12 protein-coding genes and 2 pseudogenes are annotated in these 18,591 nt (G+C 65.7%); 9 read left to right on the top strand and 5 right to left on the bottom strand.

All coding sequences use genetic code 11. The features are described 5' to 3' along the window. Nucleotides 1-34: 34 nt before the first annotated feature. From LWH48_RS03715 to LWH48_RS03725, 3 genes are read left to right on the top strand one after another with little or no spacing between them, the layout of a single operon-like run. The gene (locus LWH48_RS03715) at nucleotides 35-1,258 is read left to right on the top strand and encodes a CaiB/BaiF CoA transferase family protein (RefSeq protein ID WP_442908291.1); all 1,224 of its coding nucleotides are present in this window, start codon (nucleotides 35-37) and stop codon (nucleotides 1,256-1,258) included. A gap of 42 nt (nucleotides 1,259-1,300) precedes the next feature. Continuing rightward, nucleotides 1,301-2,065, top strand: coding sequence for an electron transfer flavoprotein subunit beta/FixA family protein (locus LWH48_RS03720; RefSeq protein ID WP_232911328.1), 765 nt, complete (start codon nucleotides 1,301-1,303; stop codon nucleotides 2,063-2,065). After that, complete coding sequence (locus LWH48_RS03725; RefSeq protein ID WP_232911329.1) at nucleotides 2,062-2,988, top strand: electron transfer flavoprotein subunit alpha/FixB family protein; 927 nt, start codon at nucleotides 2,062-2,064, stop codon at nucleotides 2,986-2,988. Before LWH48_RS03720 ends, LWH48_RS03725 begins: the two co-directional genes overlap by 4 nt. 96 nt (nucleotides 2,989-3,084) lie before the next feature. On the opposite strand, the gene LWH48_RS03730 is transcribed toward LWH48_RS03725, so the two are convergent. Then, the gene (locus tag LWH48_RS03730) at nucleotides 3,085-4,104 is read right to left on the bottom strand and encodes a cyclase family protein (protein WP_232911330.1); all 1,020 of its coding nucleotides are present in this window, start codon (nucleotides 4,102-4,104) and stop codon (nucleotides 3,085-3,087) included. A gap of 305 nt (nucleotides 4,105-4,409) precedes the next feature. Here LWH48_RS03730 and LWH48_RS03735 point away from each other — a divergent pair, with 305 nt between their 5' ends. From LWH48_RS03735 to catC, 3 genes are all read left to right on the top strand, one after another. Beyond that, nucleotides 4,410-5,750, top strand: coding sequence for a short-chain fatty acid transporter (locus LWH48_RS03735; protein WP_232911331.1), 1,341 nt, complete (start codon nucleotides 4,410-4,412; stop codon nucleotides 5,748-5,750). An 83-nt stretch (nucleotides 5,751-5,833) separates the two neighbouring features. Then, nucleotides 5,834-6,133, top strand: coding sequence for a YciI family protein (locus LWH48_RS03740; RefSeq protein ID WP_232911332.1), 300 nt, complete (start codon nucleotides 5,834-5,836; stop codon nucleotides 6,131-6,133). 15 nt (nucleotides 6,134-6,148) lie between these two features. Continuing rightward, nucleotides 6,149-6,439, top strand: a complete 291-nt coding sequence (gene catC, locus LWH48_RS03745) for a muconolactone Delta-isomerase (RefSeq protein ID WP_232911333.1) — start codon at nucleotides 6,149-6,151, stop codon at nucleotides 6,437-6,439. A gap of 51 nt (nucleotides 6,440-6,490) precedes the next feature. Here catC and LWH48_RS03750 read toward each other — a convergent pair whose 3' ends face one another. Next, complete coding sequence (locus LWH48_RS03750; RefSeq protein WP_232911334.1) at nucleotides 6,491-7,693, bottom strand: ISL3 family transposase; 1,203 nt, start codon at nucleotides 7,691-7,693, stop codon at nucleotides 6,491-6,493. Nucleotides 7,694-7,909: 216 nt separating this feature from the next. Between LWH48_RS03750 and LWH48_RS03755 the strand changes: the two are divergent. The 3 genes and pseudogenes from LWH48_RS03755 to LWH48_RS18415 all read left to right on the top strand — a co-directional run. Continuing rightward, nucleotides 7,910-8,189: pseudogene (locus LWH48_RS03755) on the top strand (electron transfer flavoprotein subunit beta/FixA family protein); the annotation flags it as partial. A gap of 101 nt (nucleotides 8,190-8,290) precedes the next feature. Then, complete coding sequence (locus LWH48_RS18410; protein WP_442908292.1) at nucleotides 8,291-8,473, top strand: hypothetical protein; 183 nt, start codon at nucleotides 8,291-8,293, stop codon at nucleotides 8,471-8,473. Next, a pseudogene (locus LWH48_RS18415) lies at nucleotides 8,413-8,595 on the top strand (FAD-binding protein); the annotation flags it as partial. The gene LWH48_RS18410 and the pseudogene LWH48_RS18415, both read left to right, overlap by 61 nt. A gap of 139 nt (nucleotides 8,596-8,734) precedes the next feature. Here the strand turns inward: LWH48_RS18415 and recD are convergent. The 3 genes from recD to recC are packed head-to-tail and all read right to left on the bottom strand — an operon-like array spanning nucleotide 8,735 to nucleotide 18,502. Then, nucleotides 8,735-10,900, bottom strand: a complete 2,166-nt coding sequence (recD, locus tag LWH48_RS03770; protein ID WP_232911335.1) for an exodeoxyribonuclease V subunit alpha — start codon at nucleotides 10,898-10,900, stop codon at nucleotides 8,735-8,737. Beyond that, nucleotides 10,893-14,900 carry an exodeoxyribonuclease V subunit beta gene (gene recB, locus LWH48_RS03775; RefSeq protein ID WP_232911336.1) on the bottom strand — a complete coding sequence of 1,336 codons (4,008 nt, stop codon included), beginning with the start codon at nucleotides 14,898-14,900 and terminating at the stop codon, nucleotides 10,893-10,895. Before recB ends, recD begins: the two co-directional genes overlap by 8 nt. Further along, a complete protein-coding gene (gene recC / locus LWH48_RS03780) occupies nucleotides 14,897-18,502 on the bottom strand; it encodes an exodeoxyribonuclease V subunit gamma (protein WP_232911337.1) in 3,606 nt (1,201 codons plus the stop codon). Before recC ends, recB begins: the two co-directional genes overlap by 4 nt. Nucleotides 18,503-18,591 lie beyond the last annotated feature (89 nt).

The following is an 18,591-nucleotide window of genomic DNA, read 5'->3' on the forward strand; positions in this document are numbered from 1 at the left end:
TGTTTATGGTGTTTACTGAACTGGGGTGGTGCTGATGGGTGCGTTGACGGGGATACGTGTACTGGATCTTAGCCGGGTGCTGGCGGGCCCCTGGTGTAGCCAGGTTCTGGCTGATCTGGGTGCTGATGTTGTCAAGGTCGAGCGCGTGGGTACGGGTGATGATACTCGGTCCTGGGGGCCGCCCTTCATGAAGAACGAGCAGGGCGAAGACTCACAGGAGGCCTCATACTATCAGTCTACCAATCGTAACAAGCGTTCCGTGGCTGTCGATATTGCCAGTGAAAAAGGGCAAGAGATAGTTCGTGCTCTGGTCGCCGAGAGTGATGTGCTAATCGAAAACTTCAAGGCGGGATCCTTGAAGAAGTATGGACTGGATTACGAATCACTCTCCAGCCTCAATCCGCGGCTTGTCTATTGTTCCATTACCGGCTTTGGCCAGACCGGTCCGCGTGCGCAGGAACCTGGCTATGACTTCATCATCCAGGGAATGGGCGGACTGATGAGTATCACCGGTGAACGTGACGGTGTGCCCGGCGGAGGCCCGCAGAAGGTAGGGGTTGCTGTGACTGATGTCATGACAGGCCTGTACTCTGTCATTGCCATCCAGGCGGCACTCCTCGCCCGTGAGAAGACCGGGAAAGGACAGCATTGCGATATGGCACTCCTGGATGTCCAGGTTGCAGCCTTGGGAAACCAGAGTCAGAACTATCTGAGCACCGGTGTTTCCCCAGGTCGCTACGGCAATGCACATGCCAATATTGTTCCCTATAACTCCTTTCATGCAAGTGACAAGGACTTCATTATCGCTTGCGGTAATGATACACAGTTTGCAGCACTCTGCAGTGCCATTGGCCTGCCAGAGCTTTCCAGCGACCCCAGGTTCGTGAAAAACGAGAATCGCGTGAGAAACAGGGATGCGATTACACGGATTCTGTCTGACCATTTCAAGCGTGATACTGCCGAAGTCTGGGTGGAGCGAATAAGAAAGGTCAATGTGCCGGTTGGGGTGATCAATGATATTGCCGGCGCACTGGCGGAGCCTCAAGTGGATGCCCGTGGGATGCTTGTCAATATTCCGCATCCCATGAATCCGGATTTCAAGATGGTCGGAAGCCCGATACATCTCTCGGATACTCCTGTTTCCTACAGGAATCCTGCGCCGCTGCTGGGCCAGGATACCGACTCTGTCCTGGCCGAATATCTCGACCTCAGTCCGGATGCTCTTTCAAAATTGAAGAATGAAGGCATCCTGGGTTAGAGGTCCAGTTTTGGCAACACTGCCATGTATATGGGGAAAAAGATGAAAGTACTCGTCGCGGTCAAACGCGTCATCGACTACAACGTCAAGATCCGCGTCAAGCCGGATCACTCCGACGTCGACCTCACCAACGTCAAGATGGCCATGAACCCCTTCTGCGAGATCGCCGTGGAAGAGGCGGTGCGCCTGAAGGAAAAGGGTGTGGCCACCGAGGTGGTCGCCGTCACCGTCGGTCCCAAGGCCGCCCAGGAGCAGCTGCGTACTGCGCTGGCGCTGGGCGCCGATCGTGCCATTCATGTCGAGACCGACGAGCGCGTCGAGTCGCTGGGCGCGGCCAAGGCCCTGGCCAAGCTGGTGGAAGAGGAGCAGCCGGGTCTGGTGATCCTCGGCAAGCAGGCCATCGACACCGACAACAACCAGACCGGCCAGATGCTCGCCGCCCTGACCGGCCTGCCCCAGGGCACCTTCGCCTCCGCCGTGAATATCAGCGGAGACGGGGGGGATGGAAAGATACAGGTGACCCGTGAGATCGACGGCGGCCTGCAGACCGTCGAGCTGTCCCTGCCGGCCATCGTCACCACCGACCTGCGCCTCAACGAGCCGCGCTACGCCAAGCTGCCCGACATCATGAAGGCCAAGAAGAAGCCGCTGGACGTCAAGAGCCCGGCTGACCTCGGTGTCGAGGTGGCCTCGAAGGTCAAGCTGCTCAAGGTCGAGCCGCCGGCCGAGCGCCAGGGTGGCGTCAAGGTGGGCTCGGTGGACGAGCTGGTCGACAAACTCAAGAACGAGGCGAAGGTGATCTCATGAGCATTCTGGTTCTGGCCGAACATCACGACGGCGCCCTGGCCGGCGCCACCGCCCATGTGGTTGCGGCCGCACAACAGATCGGCGGCGATATCGACGTGCTGGTGGCCGGCGAAGGCGTCTCCGCCATCGCCGAGTCCGCCGCCAAGCTCGACGGCGTCAGCAAGGTGCGCGTGGCCGACAATGCCGCCTATGCCCACCTGCTGGCCGAACCCACCGCGGCGCTGATCGCCGAGCTCGCCAGGGACTACAGCCACGTGCTGGCGGTGGCCTCCACCACCGGCAAGAACGTGCTGCCGCGAGTCGCCGCGCTCAAGGACGTCGCGCAGATCTCCGAGATCATCGCCGTCGAGTCCGCGGATACCTTCAAGCGCCCGATCTACGCCGGCAACGCCATCGCCACGGTGCAGAGCGAGGACGCCCTCAAGGTGATCACCGTGCGCACCACCGGCTTCGATGCGGTAGCCGAGGGCGGCAGCGCCGCCATCGAGGCCGTGGACTTCGTGGCCGACAACGCCCAGTCCACTTTCATCAAGGAGGAGCTGGCCCAGTCCGACCGTCCCGAGCTGGGTGCCGCCAAGGTGGTCATCTCCGGTGGCCGCGGCATGGGCAACGGCGAGAACTTCAAGCTGCTCGACGGCATCGCCGACAAGTTGGGAGCGGCCATCGGCGCCTCGCGTGCCGCGGTGGACGCCGGCTTCGTGCCCAACGACATGCAGGTGGGCCAGACCGGCAAGATCGTCGCCCCGGACCTCTACATCGCCGTGGGCATCTCGGGTGCCATCCAGCACCTGGCCGGCATGAAGGACTCCAAGGTGATCGTGGCCATCAACAAGGACGAGGAGGCGCCGATCTTCCAGGTGGCCGACTATGGGTTGGTGGCGGATCTCTTCGAGGCCCTGCCCGAGTTGGAAAGCAAGCTGTAACGGCGACCCCTCGAGGCGTCGTCAAGAAGGCCGGCTCCCTCTGGGGCCGGCCTTGTCATGCGTGCTGGGGAAGATCACAAGCTTAGAGCTTAGCTACTACACTGTAGCAATAGGAGTGACAGGTGACCCGATAGCGCCAGGTAACCTTAGAGGCGGAGCAGTGAGCAAGAACCGGTAACGGCCATGGGTATGCAGCCAGTCTGCAAGTTCGCGAAGGTACCATAGTTCGGCCAAAGGTAAGCCCAACTTGAAGAGGCAATGATGATGAAGGGGAAGCTTCAAACAGCAAGCCTCGGCATTATCATCATCAATGTTTTCAACGGCATAGTTGTCGGCACAGATCGCTGCCACACCGCTCGATGAGATCCACTCCAACAGTCCTGAGTCACGGCCATCAAGTACGGCACCGGTCTGGCGAAGTGCATCCGCGTCGGGATTACCCTCCATCTCCTGCAGGACTTCAGCGAACCCAGTTCGTATCACTAGCATATCGCCAGGTTCTATTTCTACGTCCAGCTCACGCAAAGCATGTTGCCACTCCTCCAGGCCGATGACCGTTCTGCGGTGGCCGAACACCCGGATCAGGTCCACCAGGACGCCGCGCCCCTGCATACCATGCATCGCCATTTGATCAACGCCGAGTCGAGCAGCATGTGAATGGCTTTTACCCGACGGCTCACTCTCATGCTGCACATCGACGCCAGCACGATAGCCGTTGTAGTACCGACGTTCTGCCTTGCCATCATTGTCGGCATCAAAAAGTGCACCGACGTGAGCAAGAGAGTCCCACTGAGTTGAGTATTGTAGCGACAGGATCACCTGGTCATCACTGATGACGTCTTTCCACCCCGAATGTACGTTGGCGAGCGGGAAGTTGAGGTACTCGTCACCGCCTAGCGAGGTAGGGGAGAGGCGTGGCGGATGACGCCGGGGGTTGAGGATATTGCCACCGGGTAGGTCCAGTGGCAGAGATAGGCAGAACACCTCACCAGCACGCACCTCGTCAATGCCCTTGAGCACCTGTGCCTTGCCAATCAGGTTGGCGCGACCGAGTTGGTCGTCGTCACCATAGTCTCCCCAATTCGACCCCGTGGGGCGCTGTATCCAACGCTTCATCCTACCTCCTGATCGTGGCATCGCGCTCTTACGCATCGTTGTATGAGCTGAGCGTACCGCAAAGGTCCCGCTTTGAGGCATTGGGTGATCACCTGCATGACTTTGTTCGCAACGCCCAGCGGGCACTACGCTATTGGCAGTGTCTTTAAGTACGTCAGTGTATGTAACGAATACTTCTACTGCTTAGACGAAAGTGGCATTGAATGTGTATGTGGATAATCGCCTAATCGATTCCGCAGTTCGAACCGATGTTCGCATGGCGTACATTATACCACTGAGTAGGGAACAGCAACGGAGAGTGGCCTATGAAGGCACTGGCGAACTTTTTTACGCGGCTTGTCAGCCGCTATATGCCTGACCCATTGGTCATCGCGATCCTTTTAACCTTGTTCACTATCTTCCTGGCAGTAGTGGTTGAAGGCGCTTCGCCACTCGACGCCACCCGTTACTGGGGAGATGGGTTCTGGAGCCTGCTGTCGTTCAGCATGCAGATGACAGTCATCCTGCTGGCCGGTTACATGCTGGCGAAGACGCCGATGGTTGATGGGGCACTAAATCGTATTGCCAGAATGGTCAAAACCCCCTTCATGGCTGTGGTCGTGGCGACTCTGGTGGGCGGCATCGGCAGCTGGCTTAACTGGGGATTTGGGCTCGTTATCGGTGGTATCGTCGCGCAGAAGCTGGCGGTGAACGTCAGGGGCCTGCACTACCCGCTGGTGATCGCGGCTGCCTATTCCGGCTTTGCCCTCTACGGTATCGGTCTTTCCGGCAGCGTACCGCTACTGCTTGCCACTGAAGGACACTTCCTAGAAGAGCAGGTTGGCATTATTTCGCTCAGCGAAACGATCTTCTCACCGATCCTGCTCATCACCAGCCTGCTGGTCATCGCGACCCTGCCGTTCTTCAATGCCTGGCTGCACCCCAAGGATCCGGCGTCTATCGTCGAAATCGACCCGGAGACGGTTGCCAAGCCAGCACCTCCCAAGCCCCAGACCGACCATCAGGGCAAGATCACGCTGGCTGAACGCCTCAACCACAGCCGTATCGTGGGTATCGCTATCGGCTTGCTGTCGCTGGTATATCTCGGGCTCTACTTCGCAGATGGCGGCTCCCTGAACCTCAACACCGTGAACTTTGCCTTCCTGTTCTTTGGCATTCTGCTGTTTGCCTCGCCGGCCAACTACCTGGCGGCTCTGCAGGACGGGGTGAAGGTGGTGTCTGGCATCATCGTTCAGTACCCCTTCTATGCCGGCATCATGGGGATCCTGGTGGGGTCAGGCCTGATCGTGACTTTTGCCAACGCCTTCGTTGACATCTCGACGCCCGAAACCATGCCCATCTGGTCGTTCATCAGTGGGGGTATCATCAACCTGCTGGCCCCCTCGGGCGGTGGACAGTGGGCGGTCCAAGGTCCTGTCATGGTAGAAGCGGCCAATACCATTGGTGCCTCGATCCCGGCGACAGCCCTGGCCGTGCAGATTGGTGATCAGTGGACCAACATGGTACAGCCATTCTGGATCCTGCCAGTTCTCGCCATCTCCGGCCTGAAGCTGCGTGATGTGATGGGCTACATGGTCCTCATCCTGATGTACCTAGGGTTGATCTTTGGTGGTGCCATCCTGATTTGGGGCCATATGGCGGCCTGATTCACTTGCAGTAAGCTCGAAGCGCTCGTCGGCCCCTGAAGTTGGGGCCGGCGATCTTGTATCCACGGTGCGTAGGAGGTTCCATGCCCTTTCTGATCGAAACCTACGACAAACCCGGTCACGAGGCCCTGAGGCTTGATACCCGGGATGCCCACCTCACCTACCTCGACCACCACGTCGGGCAGTTAATCGCCTGTGGGGCCAAGCTCACTGACGATGGAAAAACGGCACATGGTGGGATTTATCTCGTGGCTGTCGAGAGCCGCAGTGAAGCAGAAGCGTTCATCGAGGCGGACCCCTTCTACCGGGCAGGTCTTTTCGAACGCATAGAGATTTGTCGCTGGCGGAAGGCCTATCTCGATGGTCGAAATACACTCACCTAATAACGAGGCGATAGCATGCTCTTCCATGTCACGATGAAAGTTAACTTGCCACCCGATATGCCAAAAGATCAAGCCGCGGCGATCAAAGCCGAGGAAAAGGCCTATGCGCAAGAGTTACAGAAGATTGGTAAATGGCGTCACCTATGGCGAGTGGCAGGAAGCTATGAAAATGTCAGCATCTTCGATGTCAAAGACAACACTGAGTTGCAGGGACTGATTTCTGAACTACCATTATTTCCTTACATGGAGATCCGTGTTTCACCGCTCTGTCGTCACCCATCGTCTATCCGCAATGATGACAGCTGATTGTCTGAATTGTACCTGCTTTATCGGAGATCCGCTGACTTGGTTTTGGGTTCATCGCATTTTGCCGGGAAACGCGGCACGGATCTTCAGGAAGAAGTACTCCGTGTCGCGGTACCCGTAAGCCATCCGCTTCATGACCTTGATCCGGTTGTTCATGCCCTCCAGCACGCTGGTATTTAGCCGGTGCCGGGCACTGGACAGGATCCCTTCAAGGTATGGGGCCAGTCGCTTGGCGAAGCGTACCAGAGCCTCGATGCCACTGCTGGTGGCCATCTCGTACCATTCCTGCCAGGCGCTTCGGGCGGTAGCCTCGTCGTCGGCAAACCACAGGGTCTTCAACTGGTCCTTGAGCACATAGGCCGTGCTCAATGACGCGTTGGCTGCCAGCAGCTCCTCCAGCTTGACCGCCTGCTCGGGCTTGAGGTTGTCGGCGTTGCGCAGCAGTAGCCAGCGGCTTCCCTTGATGACCTTGCGAGCGGCCTTGTCGTCGCGCAGTTGGTTGGCCTGATCAACGCGTACCCGGTCCATCACCTCGCGTCCGTACTTGGCCACCACATGGAAGCGGTCGTAGACCACCTCGGCATTGGGGCACTGGTCCTTCACCTCTGCATCAAAGGCTGAGTTCATGTCCATGGCGACCGCCTCGATCTGTTCACGCGCCTCGCCCAGCCATTCGAAGAACGGCCGGATGGCCTCGCGGGAGCGGCCTTCGCCCACCCATACCACCTGCTGGGTGTCGGCGCAGGCGACCACCGTGGCGTAGCGGTGCCCCTTGTGCAGGGCGAACTCATCCATCATCAGTCGCCGTAACCGACTCGGGTCAGGTGCCGGCAGGTCGCGCTGCAGACGCTGCTTGTCGATGGTCTTGACGGTATGCCAGTGCAAGCCGATCAGGTCGGCGACATGCCGAATCGGCAGCAACGTGACCAGGCGCTCCACCCACTGGCGCAACGTGGTGGTGACCGGTGAGCGCCCCGGCAACCAGTCGATACGCTCCCGTGTCGGGCCACAGACGGGGCAGCGTAGACGGCGTACCGGCACCTCCAGCTCGACCCGGTAGACCAGCAACGGGGCTTCACGGACACGACGATGGTGCACGTCATGAACGAGGAAGCAGGCGTGGTCACAGCCGCTGCAGACCGGTGGGACACGGTCATCAGGGGCCAGCGTGAGGCGTAGCGTTTGCTCATCCAGAAAAGTGTGGTGAGCGACGGTGAAACCTTTCCAGAACAGGCAGAGCGGGGTAGCATCCATGGCAACGGCGGTATCCGTGAGCAGACGTTTGTGGTGAATATCAGCTTACTCGGATTTACCGCCGTTTCTCTATCCTGTCTCTTCCTAATCTTACTTCGCTTTCACGCCAGTCTGCGAAGAACCTGGTTTTGCCCGGTTTATTAGGAGTAGTCGCCACTTTATGTGGTTCTTTCCTGGTCGAATAGGCGACCTATCTGGCTGCCAGGCAGGCCGATCATGAAAGTGAACACGGTCAAACGCGTCATCGACTACAACGCCAAGATCCGCGTCAAACCGGATAACTCTGACGTTGACCTCACCAACGTCAAGTTGGCCATGACCCCCTTCTGTGAGATCGTCGTGGAAGAGGCGGTGCGCCTGAAGGAAAAGCGGGATCGTCGGCCTCACCGTCGGTCCCAAGGACGCCCAGGAGCAGCTCCGTACCGCGCTGGCGCTGGGCGCCGACCGTGCCATCTACGTCGAGACCGACGAGCGCGTCGAGTCGCTGGGGGCGGCCTGCCCCAGGGCACCTTCGCCCCTGCCGTGGATGTGGATGGAGAGAAGGTGGCCGCCATCGCCGAGGCCGCCGCCAAACTCGATGGCGTCAGCAAGGTGCGCGTGGCCGACAATGCCGCCTATGCCTACCTGCTGGCCGAACCCACCGCGGCGCTGATCGCCGAGCTCGCCGGCGACTACAGCCACGTGCTGGCGGTGGCCTCCACCACCGGCAAGAACGTGCTGCCCCGGATCTCTACATTGCCGTGGGCATCTCGGGTGCCATCCAGCACCTGGCCGGCATGAAGGACTCCAAGGTGATCGTGGCCATCAACAAGGACGATGAGGCACCGATCTTCCAGGTAGCCGACTACGGGTTGGTTGCGGATCTCTTCGAGGCGCTGCCGGAGCTGGCGAGCAAGCTGTAACGGCGACCGGGATCATCCAGGTGGCGGACCTTTTTGAGGCAGTGTCGGGGCTTGAACAGCAGCGCTGATGATGCCTGTCAGCCGAAGGTGGCCTCAGTGGAACAAGTCGAACGCTATTCCATGGATGATGCACAAGCTCTCATAGCCCGCTGACCCGCATTACTCGCCGTTCCACCGCGTCCAGCAGCTGGCCGCGGCCGGTCTCCACCAGGGTGAGCCAGTGGCGTGCGCGGGTGATGCCGGTGTAGATCAGCTCCCGGGTGAGAATCGGGTTGGGGGCGTCGGGGAGCAGCAGGGCGGTGTGGGTGAACTCCGAGCCCTGGGACTTGTGCACCGTCATGGCGAACACTGTCTCCACCGCCTGCAGACGGCTGGGCAGCACCCACTTGACCTGGCCGCTGCCGTCCCCGGCGGGGAAGGCCACACGCAGCGCCGGGCCGCGTCTTGCATCACCGCTCGGGCTTGCCGACTGCGGCAGCGCCAGGGTGATGCCGATATCGCCGTTCATCAGCCCCAGGCCGTAGTCGTTGCTGGTCACCAGCACCGGGCGGCCGGGGTACCAGAGCCGGTGCCCGTCGCCGCTGTCGATCAGCCCCTCCCGCTCCAGGGCGGCGCGGATACGTTCGTTCAGGCCCTCAACCCCCCAGGGGCCGCGGCGCAGTGCGCAGAGTAGCTGGAACTGGCCATGGGCGGCCAGCACCGCCCGGGCCCAGTCGTCCAGGGCCTCGCGGTCGACCTCGTCATGCGAGTTGGCCTGGGGTGCGGCGGCCTTCATGACCTCGAGGTAGTGGCGATAGCCCACCGGCGGCGGTAGCGGCTGGCCGTTCACCACGCGGCCCTCGCCGGCGCTCTTTCCTCGATCAGGGAAGCCCGCGGCGTTCCCCGAGACCACCAGACGCTCCAGGCTACGGTCACCATCAGTCTCGAGCCTGAGGTGCGAGAGGTCGGCGTAGCCGTGGCCCAGCACCTCGCGGATGGCGGCGCGTTTCTCGTGCCCCGTCGCATCATTGTTGACCGCGCCGGCGAGCCGGCCGATGCCGCTTGCGGCGTCGAAGCGGTGGCTGACCCGCAGCATGGCGATGGCCTGGTCCAGCGGCGTGCCTTCAGGGTCGAGCATCTCTTCGGGCAGCGCCTGGCCGGTGGCCTGGCTGAGCCAGTCGGCGGTCTCGGGGGTGTAGTGGCCGCCCTCGGCCCGGGCGCAGAAGTCACCCAGCACCGAGCCGGCCTCGACGGAGGCGAGCTGGTCCTTGTCACCCAGCAGCACCAGGCGGGCCCTGGGCGGCAGGGCGTCGAGGAGGGCGGCCATCATCTCCACGTCGACCATGGAGGCCTCGTCCACCACCAGCACGTCCAGCGGCAGCGGGTTGCGGGCATTATGGCGAAAGTGGCGGGTGTCGGGACGCGAGCCGAGCAGCCGGTGGAGGGTGGTGACGTCGGTGGGTATGGCGGATCTAAGCCTGCTGACACCGCCATCGCCCAATAAATTGGGCTCCCACAAGTCTGAAAGACCGTCGAGGCTTAACCCAGCTACCTGCCCGGCGATGGATTCGTTGAGCCGCGCGGCGGCCTTGCCGGTGGGGGCGGCCAGGCGGATGCGCAGTGGGCGGCTGCCTTCGCCCAGTGCCAGGGTCTGCAGCAGGGCGAGCAGCTTGACCACGGTGGTGGTCTTGCCGGTGCCGGGACCGCCGGTGATCACCGCGAAGGGCGAGCGGGCGGCCAGGGCGCAGGCGGCCTTCTGCCAGTCCAGGGTGTCGCTCGCTGGGAAGAGGGCGGCCAGGGCCCGGGCCAGGGTGGCGGTGTCGCGGGTGTCGCTGGCATCGCCCACCAGTCGGGCGGCGATATGCTCACTAATCGAGCGCTCGTGGTGCCAGTAGCGGCGCAGGTAGAGCCGGGTACCGTCGAGCACCAGCGGGGTGCTGCCGGGGCCGTCGCCGACGATCAGCGGATGCGCGAGTGCGGCCTGCCAGTCGGCCAGGGCGAGCTCACCGAGCAGGGCGCTGGGCCTTGGCGGCGGGTCCTCCAGGCTGTCGCCCTCCGGCGGCAGCGAAAGGGCCAGGTCCGGCTCGGCGAGGGTCTGGGCGAGGTCCAGGCAGACATGGCCGCGACCCAGCTGGTGGCTGGCGAGTGCTGCGGCCAGCAGCAGCGGGGCGGGGGCGTCCGGTACCTCCCGGGCCAGGAAGGCGGCGAAGGCGCGGTCCAGGGCCCGCAGCCAGCCGCGGGCCACCCAGCGGTCGAGCAGGGCGAAGAGCGCCTCGCCGTCGTGCAGGGCCTCGATGGGGGCGGCGGTGTGCGGGTGATCACTCATGGCTGGGCTCTTTTGTCGTGACATGCAGGGCGTCGCGAAACAGGGCATCGAGCTGCTCGATCAGCTCACGGGACGGGCGCTCGCGGTGCACGCCGCGGGAGGGAGCGTGCTGGCCGCGCAGGAACACGTAGAGCGCCCCGCCCAGGTGGCGGTCGATGTCGTAGTGGGGCAGCCGCGCCTCGAGCAGGCGGTGCAGGGCCAGCAGGTAGAGGCAGTACTGCAGGTCATAGCGTTTCTCGCGTACCGCCTGGGCCATGGCCGCCTCGGAGTAGGCCTCGTCGTCGCGGCCCAGGTGGTTGGACTTCCAGTCGAGCACGTAGAAGCGCCCCTCGTGCTCCACCACCAGGTCGATGAAGCCCTTGAGCATGCCGTTGAGCCGGTCCCGCTCCAGCGCCGGGCGCTCAATGCCGCCCAGGGTATGGGCACTCACCAGGCTGTCCAGGCGGGTCGTGTCGACCTGGTGGGCGGCGAACCAGAACTCCAGCTCCACTTGGTAGTGAGCGCCCTGCAGCCGGTCCAGGCGCAGCGGCGCCACCGGCCCCTCGGGGGTATCCGGCATCGGCAGCTCGCATGCCAGCAGGCCGCGCAGCCAGGCCTGCAGCGCCGGGATGCGCTCCCTCCAGCCGCGCAGGTTGGCACGCCGCGCCAGGGTATCGTCCAGGCGCCCGGGCTCGGCGGCCAGCCGCGCGAAGCCCTCGGCACCGGCCCACTCCAGCAGACCGTGCAGGAAGGTGCCCGCCGCCGGGCCGCGGGGGAAGCGGTGCAGCGAGCCGTCACTCGCCGGCTGGCCCGGCTGCGCCGGGTCCTGGGGCTCGTCGCGCATCTCCCGGGCGGTGGCCTCGAGAGCGGTTTCAGGTTCTTCCAGAAGGGGGGGGGCTTCCAGAAGAGCGGGCTCCTCCTCACCACCAATTCTCTCACTGCTGATTCTTTCGCCACCCAGGCGCAGCGCCGAGTAGCTGGCGATCCACCAGTGCTCCCGGGCGCGGCGGGCTGGCGTCAGTGCCTCGCGCAGGGCCTCGCCGTTCTCCTCGATAGGCACCGCGAGATCGCTGGGCTCCGGCGCCGGCATCACCTTCAGTTCGGTTTCCTCCGCGCCCTGGGCGAGGGGGAAGAGGGCGTCGAGCAAGCCGTCCGTCGAGGTCGGCGAGAGCGGCGCACCGGCGGTGAGCACCTGGCCGATGGCGCTGCGCTCGAAGCCCTTGAGCGGGGCGAGGCCCAGCCAGGTGGCGTGGCGGGCGCGGGTCAGCGCCACGTAGAGCTTGCGCAGGTCCTCGCCCAGCCGCTCGTCGTCGGCGCGGGCCAGCACCGTGTCGTCGGGTTCCAGCGAGAGCCGGCGGCGCCCCGCGTCGTCGTGCCAGGTAAGTGGCAGGTCGCTGGCCTTCTTCTCGCGGAAGGCGCAGATGAAGGGCAGGAAGACCAACGGATACTCCAGCCCCTTGGACTTGTGGATGGTGATCACCTGCACCAGGTCGGCCTCGCTCTCCAGGCGCAGGCGGTGAGTGTCGGCCTGTGCCGGCGGTTGGGCGCGGGCCTCGCTGAGGTGGCGCAGCAGGGCGTGCTCGCCGTCGAGCTCGGCGCTGGCCTGCTGGAGCAGCTCGCCCAGGTGCAGCAGGTCGGTCAAATGGCGCTCTCCACTGGCGCTCCTGAGCAGCCGGGTGGGCACGGCGAAGTCGGCCAGCAGCCGGTGCAGCATGGGCAGCACGCCCTGGCGCTGCCACTGGCGGTGGTAGCCCCGGAACTGCAGCACCCGCTCCTCCCAGGCCAGCTCGTCGTGCTGCAGGGCGTCGAGGTCGTGCAGGCCCATGCCCAGGCTCGGCATGGCGAGTGCAGCATGCAGGCGCCGCTCGCTGTCGGGCTCGGCGCAGGCGGTGAGCCACACCTCCAGTTCCAGGGCCGCCGGGGTCTCGAATACCCCCTCCTTGTCGGAGAGGTAGACGCTCCTGATGCCGCGATCCAGCAGCGCGCCGCGGATCGCCCTGGCCTCGTTACCGTTGTTGACCAGCACGGCGAGGTCCGATGGCGCCAGCGCCCGGAAGGGCTCGCCCGGCTCCGCGAAGCCGGTGCGCCCGGCCTGGCCCTCGCGCAGCAGCTCGGCCATATGGGTGGCGCAGCGTGCGGCCATCTCCTTGAAGTAGGCGCCCTTGGTGATGCCCTCCTCGGACGCGCCGTCCTCGGCCGGGAGATGCCACAGCGTCAGTGCGGGGAGGGGCTCGCCGTCGCGGGTCAGCGAATCCTTCCTGCCTTTGGCGGCCACCGGGAAGAATGGCACCGGGTTGTCCCCCTCGGGTGAGCGGAACAGGAAGGCGCCGCGACCGGCGGGGTGGCCTTCGGCGAAGCGGAAGACGCGATTCACGGCCTCGACCATGGCGCCGGCGGAGCGGAAGTTGGTGCCGAGCGTCACGTGGCGCCCGGCGGTGTCGCGGCGCGCCTGCAGGTAGGTGTGGATATCGGCGCCGCGGAAGGCGTAGATCGCCTGCTTGGGGTCGCCGATCAGCAGGATGCCGCTGGGGTCGTCGGGGTCCGGGGCCTCGGCCAGCCGGTAGACGTGGTCGAAGAGCCGGTACTGCACCGGGTCGGTGTCCTGGAACTCGTCCACCAGGGCCACCGGGAACTGGCGGCGCACGTGGGCGGCCAGGGCCTCGCCGGAGGGCCCCGCGAAGGCGGTGTCGAGGCGTTCGAGCAGGTCGTCGGGGCCGAGCTCGGCACGGCGCTGCTGTACCCGACTGCGGCGTTCGCTCATCCAGCGCACGGCGTGGGCCAGCAGGTCGGCGTGGGCATCGGGCAGGGCCGCGAGCCGATCCGGCAGTTCGGCCAGTGCATGCAGGGCCGGGTGGTCCAGGGGCTCCCCCGTCTTCCAGATCTCGGCCATGCCCTCCGGCGTCAGGCGCTTCCAGGCGGTGTCGGTCAGCGTCGGGGCGGTGAGCTCGGGGTCGCCGGCCCAGTCGCTCAGCTTCGCCAGCCAGTCGTCGCGGCTCTTGCTGTTGAGCTTGCGCTGGTCGAAGGCCTTGGCGGCGGCAGCCGCTTCCAGTGCCTCCGAGAGTTCGTCGAGCCAGGCGGGCCAGGGCGCCTTGAGTTCGCCGAGGACCCGCTCGCGCTCTGCCTGCGTGGTGGCCAGTGCCCCGGCGGGGGGCGGGGCGTCGGGGAGCAGCTCGGCGTCGCCCTGCAGGCGGCGCACGTCCTCGGCCAGGGAGTCGGGGGTCTCCCAGTAGCGGGTGACCACCGCCAGGGCGTCGGCGTCCAGGGCGTAGTAGAAGCTGCGCCAGTAGTCCCTGGCGACCTCGAGCTCGAGCTCCGACTGGTCGAGGTTCATCTCCAGCGAGAAGAGGCTGCCGCTCTCGAAGGCGTGCTCGCGCAACATGCGGTGGCACCAGGAGTGGATGGTGGAGACCGCGGCCTCGTCCATCCACTCGGCGGCGAGCTGCAGGCGGCGGGCGCAGGCGGGCCAGCGCTCGCGGGGGTAGCTGTTCCGCAGTGCCAGCAGCGGATCGCCGCCCGACTTGTCCACCGCCTCCGAGTTATCCACCGGTGGTTCGGCGAAGAGGTCGTCGATGTCGCCTTCTGATGCGGCTCCCATGGACGGAGCTGATCCGGAGGCAGGCCTACGAGGAGGCGCTGTGAACCCCTCCCTGGGCGCTACCGACGCCATCCCTGGCGTAGGACCTCCTCTTCGGCCTGCCTCCGGCGCTCCTTCGGTGGTGTAGTCAGGGTCTGTCCCCGATTGAAATGCATCGGCGGCCTCCACCAGCCGGGCGCGGATGCGGTCGCGCAGCTCCCGGGTGGCGGCGTTGGTGAAGGTCACCACCAGGATCTCCGGCGGGGTGAGGGCGCGGGGGAAGCTCTCGGTGTCGGTCTCGTCCCGCGGGCCCAGCACCAGGCGCACATAGAGCAGGGCGATGGTGAAGGTCTTGCCGGTGCCGGCGCTGGCCTCGATCAGTCGGCTGCCGGTGAGCGGCAGGTGGATCGGGTCCAGGGTCGGGGGCGTCTGGTCCTGTGCGCTCATGCCTTGCCTCCCTTGCCCTTGCCGCTATTGCCCTTCTTCTCCTTCGGCTTGCGTACCGCGTGTAATAGCGGGGCGTAGAGCCGCTCGGCCAGCTCGGCAAGGCCGCCACCCTCGGGCGAGCTCAGCATCGCCTCGAGCGTCGGCCACTGGCGCATCAGGTAGGGGTCGCGGCCGAGCTCGCCGTGGTCGCCGTTGTAGCCGCTGCCGTAGTAGACGGTGTCCAGCACCTTCGAGGCCTTGTCGTCCTCCTCGCCGACCCTGCCGGCGAGGCAGCGTTGCATGGCCTGGGGTGTGCCGCCCTTCTCCAGCCAGGCGAAGGCGGTGTCCCTGGCCAGCGGCAGTGGCGTGGCCATGCCCTGGCGCCATGCCACGGCGATGTCGGTCAGCCGTGCACGGGCCTCCTCGGCGGGGAGCGGGGCGAGGGTGCCGCCGCCGGCGCGGGAGAGCAGTCGCGTGGTCATGGGCCCCTCGAGCTGGCCGGCCAGGTGGGCGACCCAGGGCGTGAGCCAGTGCTTCCAGTGGTACTTGCCCTTGTTGACCAGGCTGCTGGTGGTGAGCAGCACCCGGCAGCGCTCCATGGCGTCGTTGACGCGCAGTTCGCCTAGCCAGTCCTCCAGCACCAGGCCGTCGCCCAGCTCCCGTTGCAGGTCCAGCGAGACATCCAGCGGCTCGTGCATGGCGTGGGGCCACTCCTCGAGCACCTGGCGATAGTCGGCGAAGAGGCTGTCCATGGGTTCGACCAGCTTGTCGCGCATCCGCTCGGCGAAGCCGCCCATGGCCAGGCGCCCCTCGCGTTCCAGTCGCTCCAGGGTGGCCTGCATGGCGGGCTCATGGGGCTCCCCGGCTTCCACCGCCGCGCGGCTCGCCTCGATCAGCGCATGCTGCAGCTGCCAGTGGTCGAGGCCATCGAGAGTGAAGGGTTCGTGGTCGAGGCGCTCCATGGCCTCTGTTTCCAGATGGACCTTGAGGCGTGTGGTGTAGAAGGCCTGCACCGGGGCCTTGAGGAAGTTGCCCAGCTGGGCCAGGGTCAGCGGGCTCTCCTGCCGGTAGGGCGAAAGCGCAGGCTCCGCGACCGCGGTCGGCTCGGGCTCGGCATCCGGGCGATGCAGCTCGCGCCACTCGTGGGCGTAGGTGGCAAGGCTGGAGCCTTCGCGAAAGTAGTCGACGCTGAAGGGCTGAAGCGGGTGCTCGGTAGTCAGGGCTTTCAGCAGTGCCTTGCCGTCCTCGTCGCTATCTCCCGCCAGCCGCCAGCCGCGGGCGAGGTGGTCACGAAGCTGGCCGAGCAGTACCGAGGGGGGCTGCTCGGTGTTGTCGATGATGCTGCGCCCCACCCAGCTGATGCTCAGCCGATCCCGGGCCGAGAGCAGCGCCTCCAGGAACAGGTAGCGGTCGTCCTCGCGGCGCGAGCGGTCGCCGGGGCGGTAGTCCTGGGCCATCAGGTCGATGTCCAGCGGGCGCTGGACCCGCGGGTAGTCGGCGTCGTTCATGCCCAGCAGGCAGACGTGGCGGAAGGGGATGGCGCGCATCGGCATCAGGGTGGCGATGTTCACGGCCCCGGCCAGGAAGCGCTGGGAGAGGCTCGCCTCGTCCACCTGGGCGAGCCAGTGCTCGCGCACCACGGAGAGCGGCAGTGGCTCCGTGAGCCCGGCCTCCTCGGCGCTCTCCTGCCAGGCCTCTAGTGCTTGCTCGAGGCGGGTCAGTGCCATCAGGTCCTGGTCGGAGTCGGCCAGGAAGCAGGCCTCCAGCAGCTCGCGCAGCCGCTCTCCCCAGGTGGCGACGTCACAGGGCTCGGCCAGCCGACGCCACTGCGCCTCCAGGGTGTCGATCAGGCTGACCAGCGGGCCGGCCAGCGCCGCTTCCAGCCCGCCGATATCGTCATAGGGCTCCACGCCCTGCCAGGGCCCCTCGGCGGCGGCGCCCACGGCATAGCCCAGCAGCAGCCGGCGCAGGCCGAAGGCCCAGGTGTTGGCGGTGAGCCCCTCCGGGAGGTCGAGGCTCTGGCGCTGGCGGGCATCGAGCCCCCAGCGGATGCCGGCACCCTCGATCCAGCGCCGCAGGGTGGGCAGCCCGCCCTCGGGGATGGCGAAGCGCGCGCGCACCGCCGGCACCTCCAGCAGGTCGAGCAGGTCGCTTACCGAGAGGCGCAGCTCCGGCAGGCGCAGCAGCGATTCCAGGGCGATCAGCAGCGGCAGGCGGTGGCGGCTGGCCTGGTCGGAGAGGGTGAAGGGGATATGGCGCGGATCGTCGGCGTCCAGCCGGCCGAACACCGCCTGCACCGCGGCGGCGTACTGGTCGACGTCGGGCACCATCACCAGGATATCGCGGGGCTTGAGGGTCGGGTCCTCGCTGAAGGCGTCGAGCAGCTGGTCGTGGAGGATCTCCACCTCGCGCAGGGCGCTGTGGGCGACCTGGAAGCGCAGCGAGCGGTCGCGGCTTGGATCCACGGCGGGCCAGGCCTCGCGGGTCTCGGCCAGCGGGCGCAGCTCGAGGATATCGTCCTGCAGCTGGCGCAGCAGGCTGGGCTCGGCGTTGTGGTGGAGAGGAGAGTCGAAGAGGTCGATGCGCAGCGACTCGCCCTCGAACAGGCCGCGATAGGCCTGCTGCTCGTCGAACTCGTCCAGCAGGCGCAGGTAGTCGCGGCCCTGCTTGCCCCAGGCGGCCAGCAGCGGCTGGGCATGCAGGTGCAGCTCGGTCTCGGCGAGGTCCGCCGGCATGCCGGGGCGGCGCTGCTGGCGCTTTCTTTCGGCTCGAAGGAGGTCCTTGTGCTCGATGATGTCCGCCCAGTAGTGGCGGCAGGGGTTGTGCACGCAGAGCAGCACCTGGCTGACCCGCGCCATGGCGGCCAGCGCCTCCAGGGTCTGGGCCGGCAGCGAGGAGATGCCGAAGACGATGACCCGGCGCGGCAGGCCGCGTGGTCGGCTCGTCATGTCGAGCTCGCGGCACGCCGCGAGGAAGCGCTCGTGGACCGCCGCGCGGCTGGAGGCGAGCCCCTGCTCACCGATGTCATCGCGCAGCGCCCGCCACAGCTCGGCCTGCCAGCGCTGCTCCTCGGCCAGCGGCCGCGCCTCGCCGCGGGCGGTAAGGATCATGTCCTCGCCCGCCGCCCAGGCGGTGAGCCAGTCGGCGCGGTAGACCTGGTACTGGTCGAAGAGGTCGGCCAGGCGCTCGGCGAGCTGGTGTCGCTTGCGCAGGTCGTCGTCATCTTCCAGGAAGCGAGCCAGGGGCGCGAAGGTTGGCGAGCCGAGCAGGGCGGGCAGCAGGCGCATCAGCCGCCACACCAGCCGCGGCTTGTCGAAGGGCGAGACCGGGGGTACCTGCTCCTCGCCCAGCACGGCCCGGTAGGCCTGCCACAGGAAGCGCGCGGGCAGGGTCACGTCCAGCGCGGCGGCGATGCCGGCACCGCCGTGGGCGCGGTCCTCGGCGAGCGCCAGCTTGAGCCACTGGCTGATGCCGTTGCTCTGCACCAGGATCGTCTCGTTCTCCAGCGGCCCCAGCGGGTGGCGGCGCATCCACTCCACCGCCAGGCCGCGCAGCGACTCCAGGCGGTTGCCATGGATCACCATGAAGCCGGGCTGCAGGGCGGAGTCGTCGTGGGCGGACATGGCGCGGTTCCTTCGCTGGGTGCCGGGAGACAGGATCATGGTGCCACAGGGCGGTGGTGAATGGGCTACCATCGGCACATCACGATGCA

It is taken from the genome of Halomonas sp. G15, from assembly GCF_021282295.1.
In the GTDB taxonomy this organism is placed as follows: Bacteria; Pseudomonadota; Gammaproteobacteria; order Pseudomonadales; family Halomonadaceae; genus Halomonas; species Halomonas alimentaria.

What these genes read in the sequence shown, in the direction of transcription:
- LWH48_RS03715 (WP_442908291.1), top strand. Translation starts at nt 35, where the DNA reads ATGGGTGCGTTGACGGGGATACGTGTACTGGATCTTAGCCGGGTGCTG.
- LWH48_RS03720 (WP_232911328.1), top strand. Translation starts at nt 1,301, where the DNA reads ATGAAAGTACTCGTCGCGGTCAAACGCGTCATCGACTACAACGTCAAG.
- LWH48_RS03725 (WP_232911329.1), top strand. Translation starts at nt 2,062, where the DNA reads ATGAGCATTCTGGTTCTGGCCGAACATCACGACGGCGCCCTGGCCGGC.
- LWH48_RS03730 (WP_232911330.1), bottom strand. Translation starts at nt 4,104, where the DNA reads ATGAAGCGTTGGATACAGCGCCCCACGGGGTCGAATTGGGGAGACTAT.
- LWH48_RS03735 (WP_232911331.1), top strand. Translation starts at nt 4,410, where the DNA reads ATGAAGGCACTGGCGAACTTTTTTACGCGGCTTGTCAGCCGCTATATG.
- LWH48_RS03740 (WP_232911332.1), top strand. Translation starts at nt 5,834, where the DNA reads ATGCCCTTTCTGATCGAAACCTACGACAAACCCGGTCACGAGGCCCTG.
- catC (WP_232911333.1), top strand. Translation starts at nt 6,149, where the DNA reads ATGCTCTTCCATGTCACGATGAAAGTTAACTTGCCACCCGATATGCCA.
- LWH48_RS03750 (WP_232911334.1), bottom strand. Translation starts at nt 7,693, where the DNA reads ATGGATGCTACCCCGCTCTGCCTGTTCTGGAAAGGTTTCACCGTCGCT.
- recD (WP_232911335.1), bottom strand. Translation starts at nt 10,900, where the DNA reads ATGAGTGATCACCCGCACACCGCCGCCCCCATCGAGGCCCTGCACGAC.
- recB (WP_232911336.1), bottom strand. Translation starts at nt 14,900, where the DNA reads ATGAGCGCACAGGACCAGACGCCCCCGACCCTGGACCCGATCCACCTG.
- recC (WP_232911337.1), bottom strand. Translation starts at nt 18,502, where the DNA reads ATGTCCGCCCACGACGACTCCGCCCTGCAGCCCGGCTTCATGGTGATC.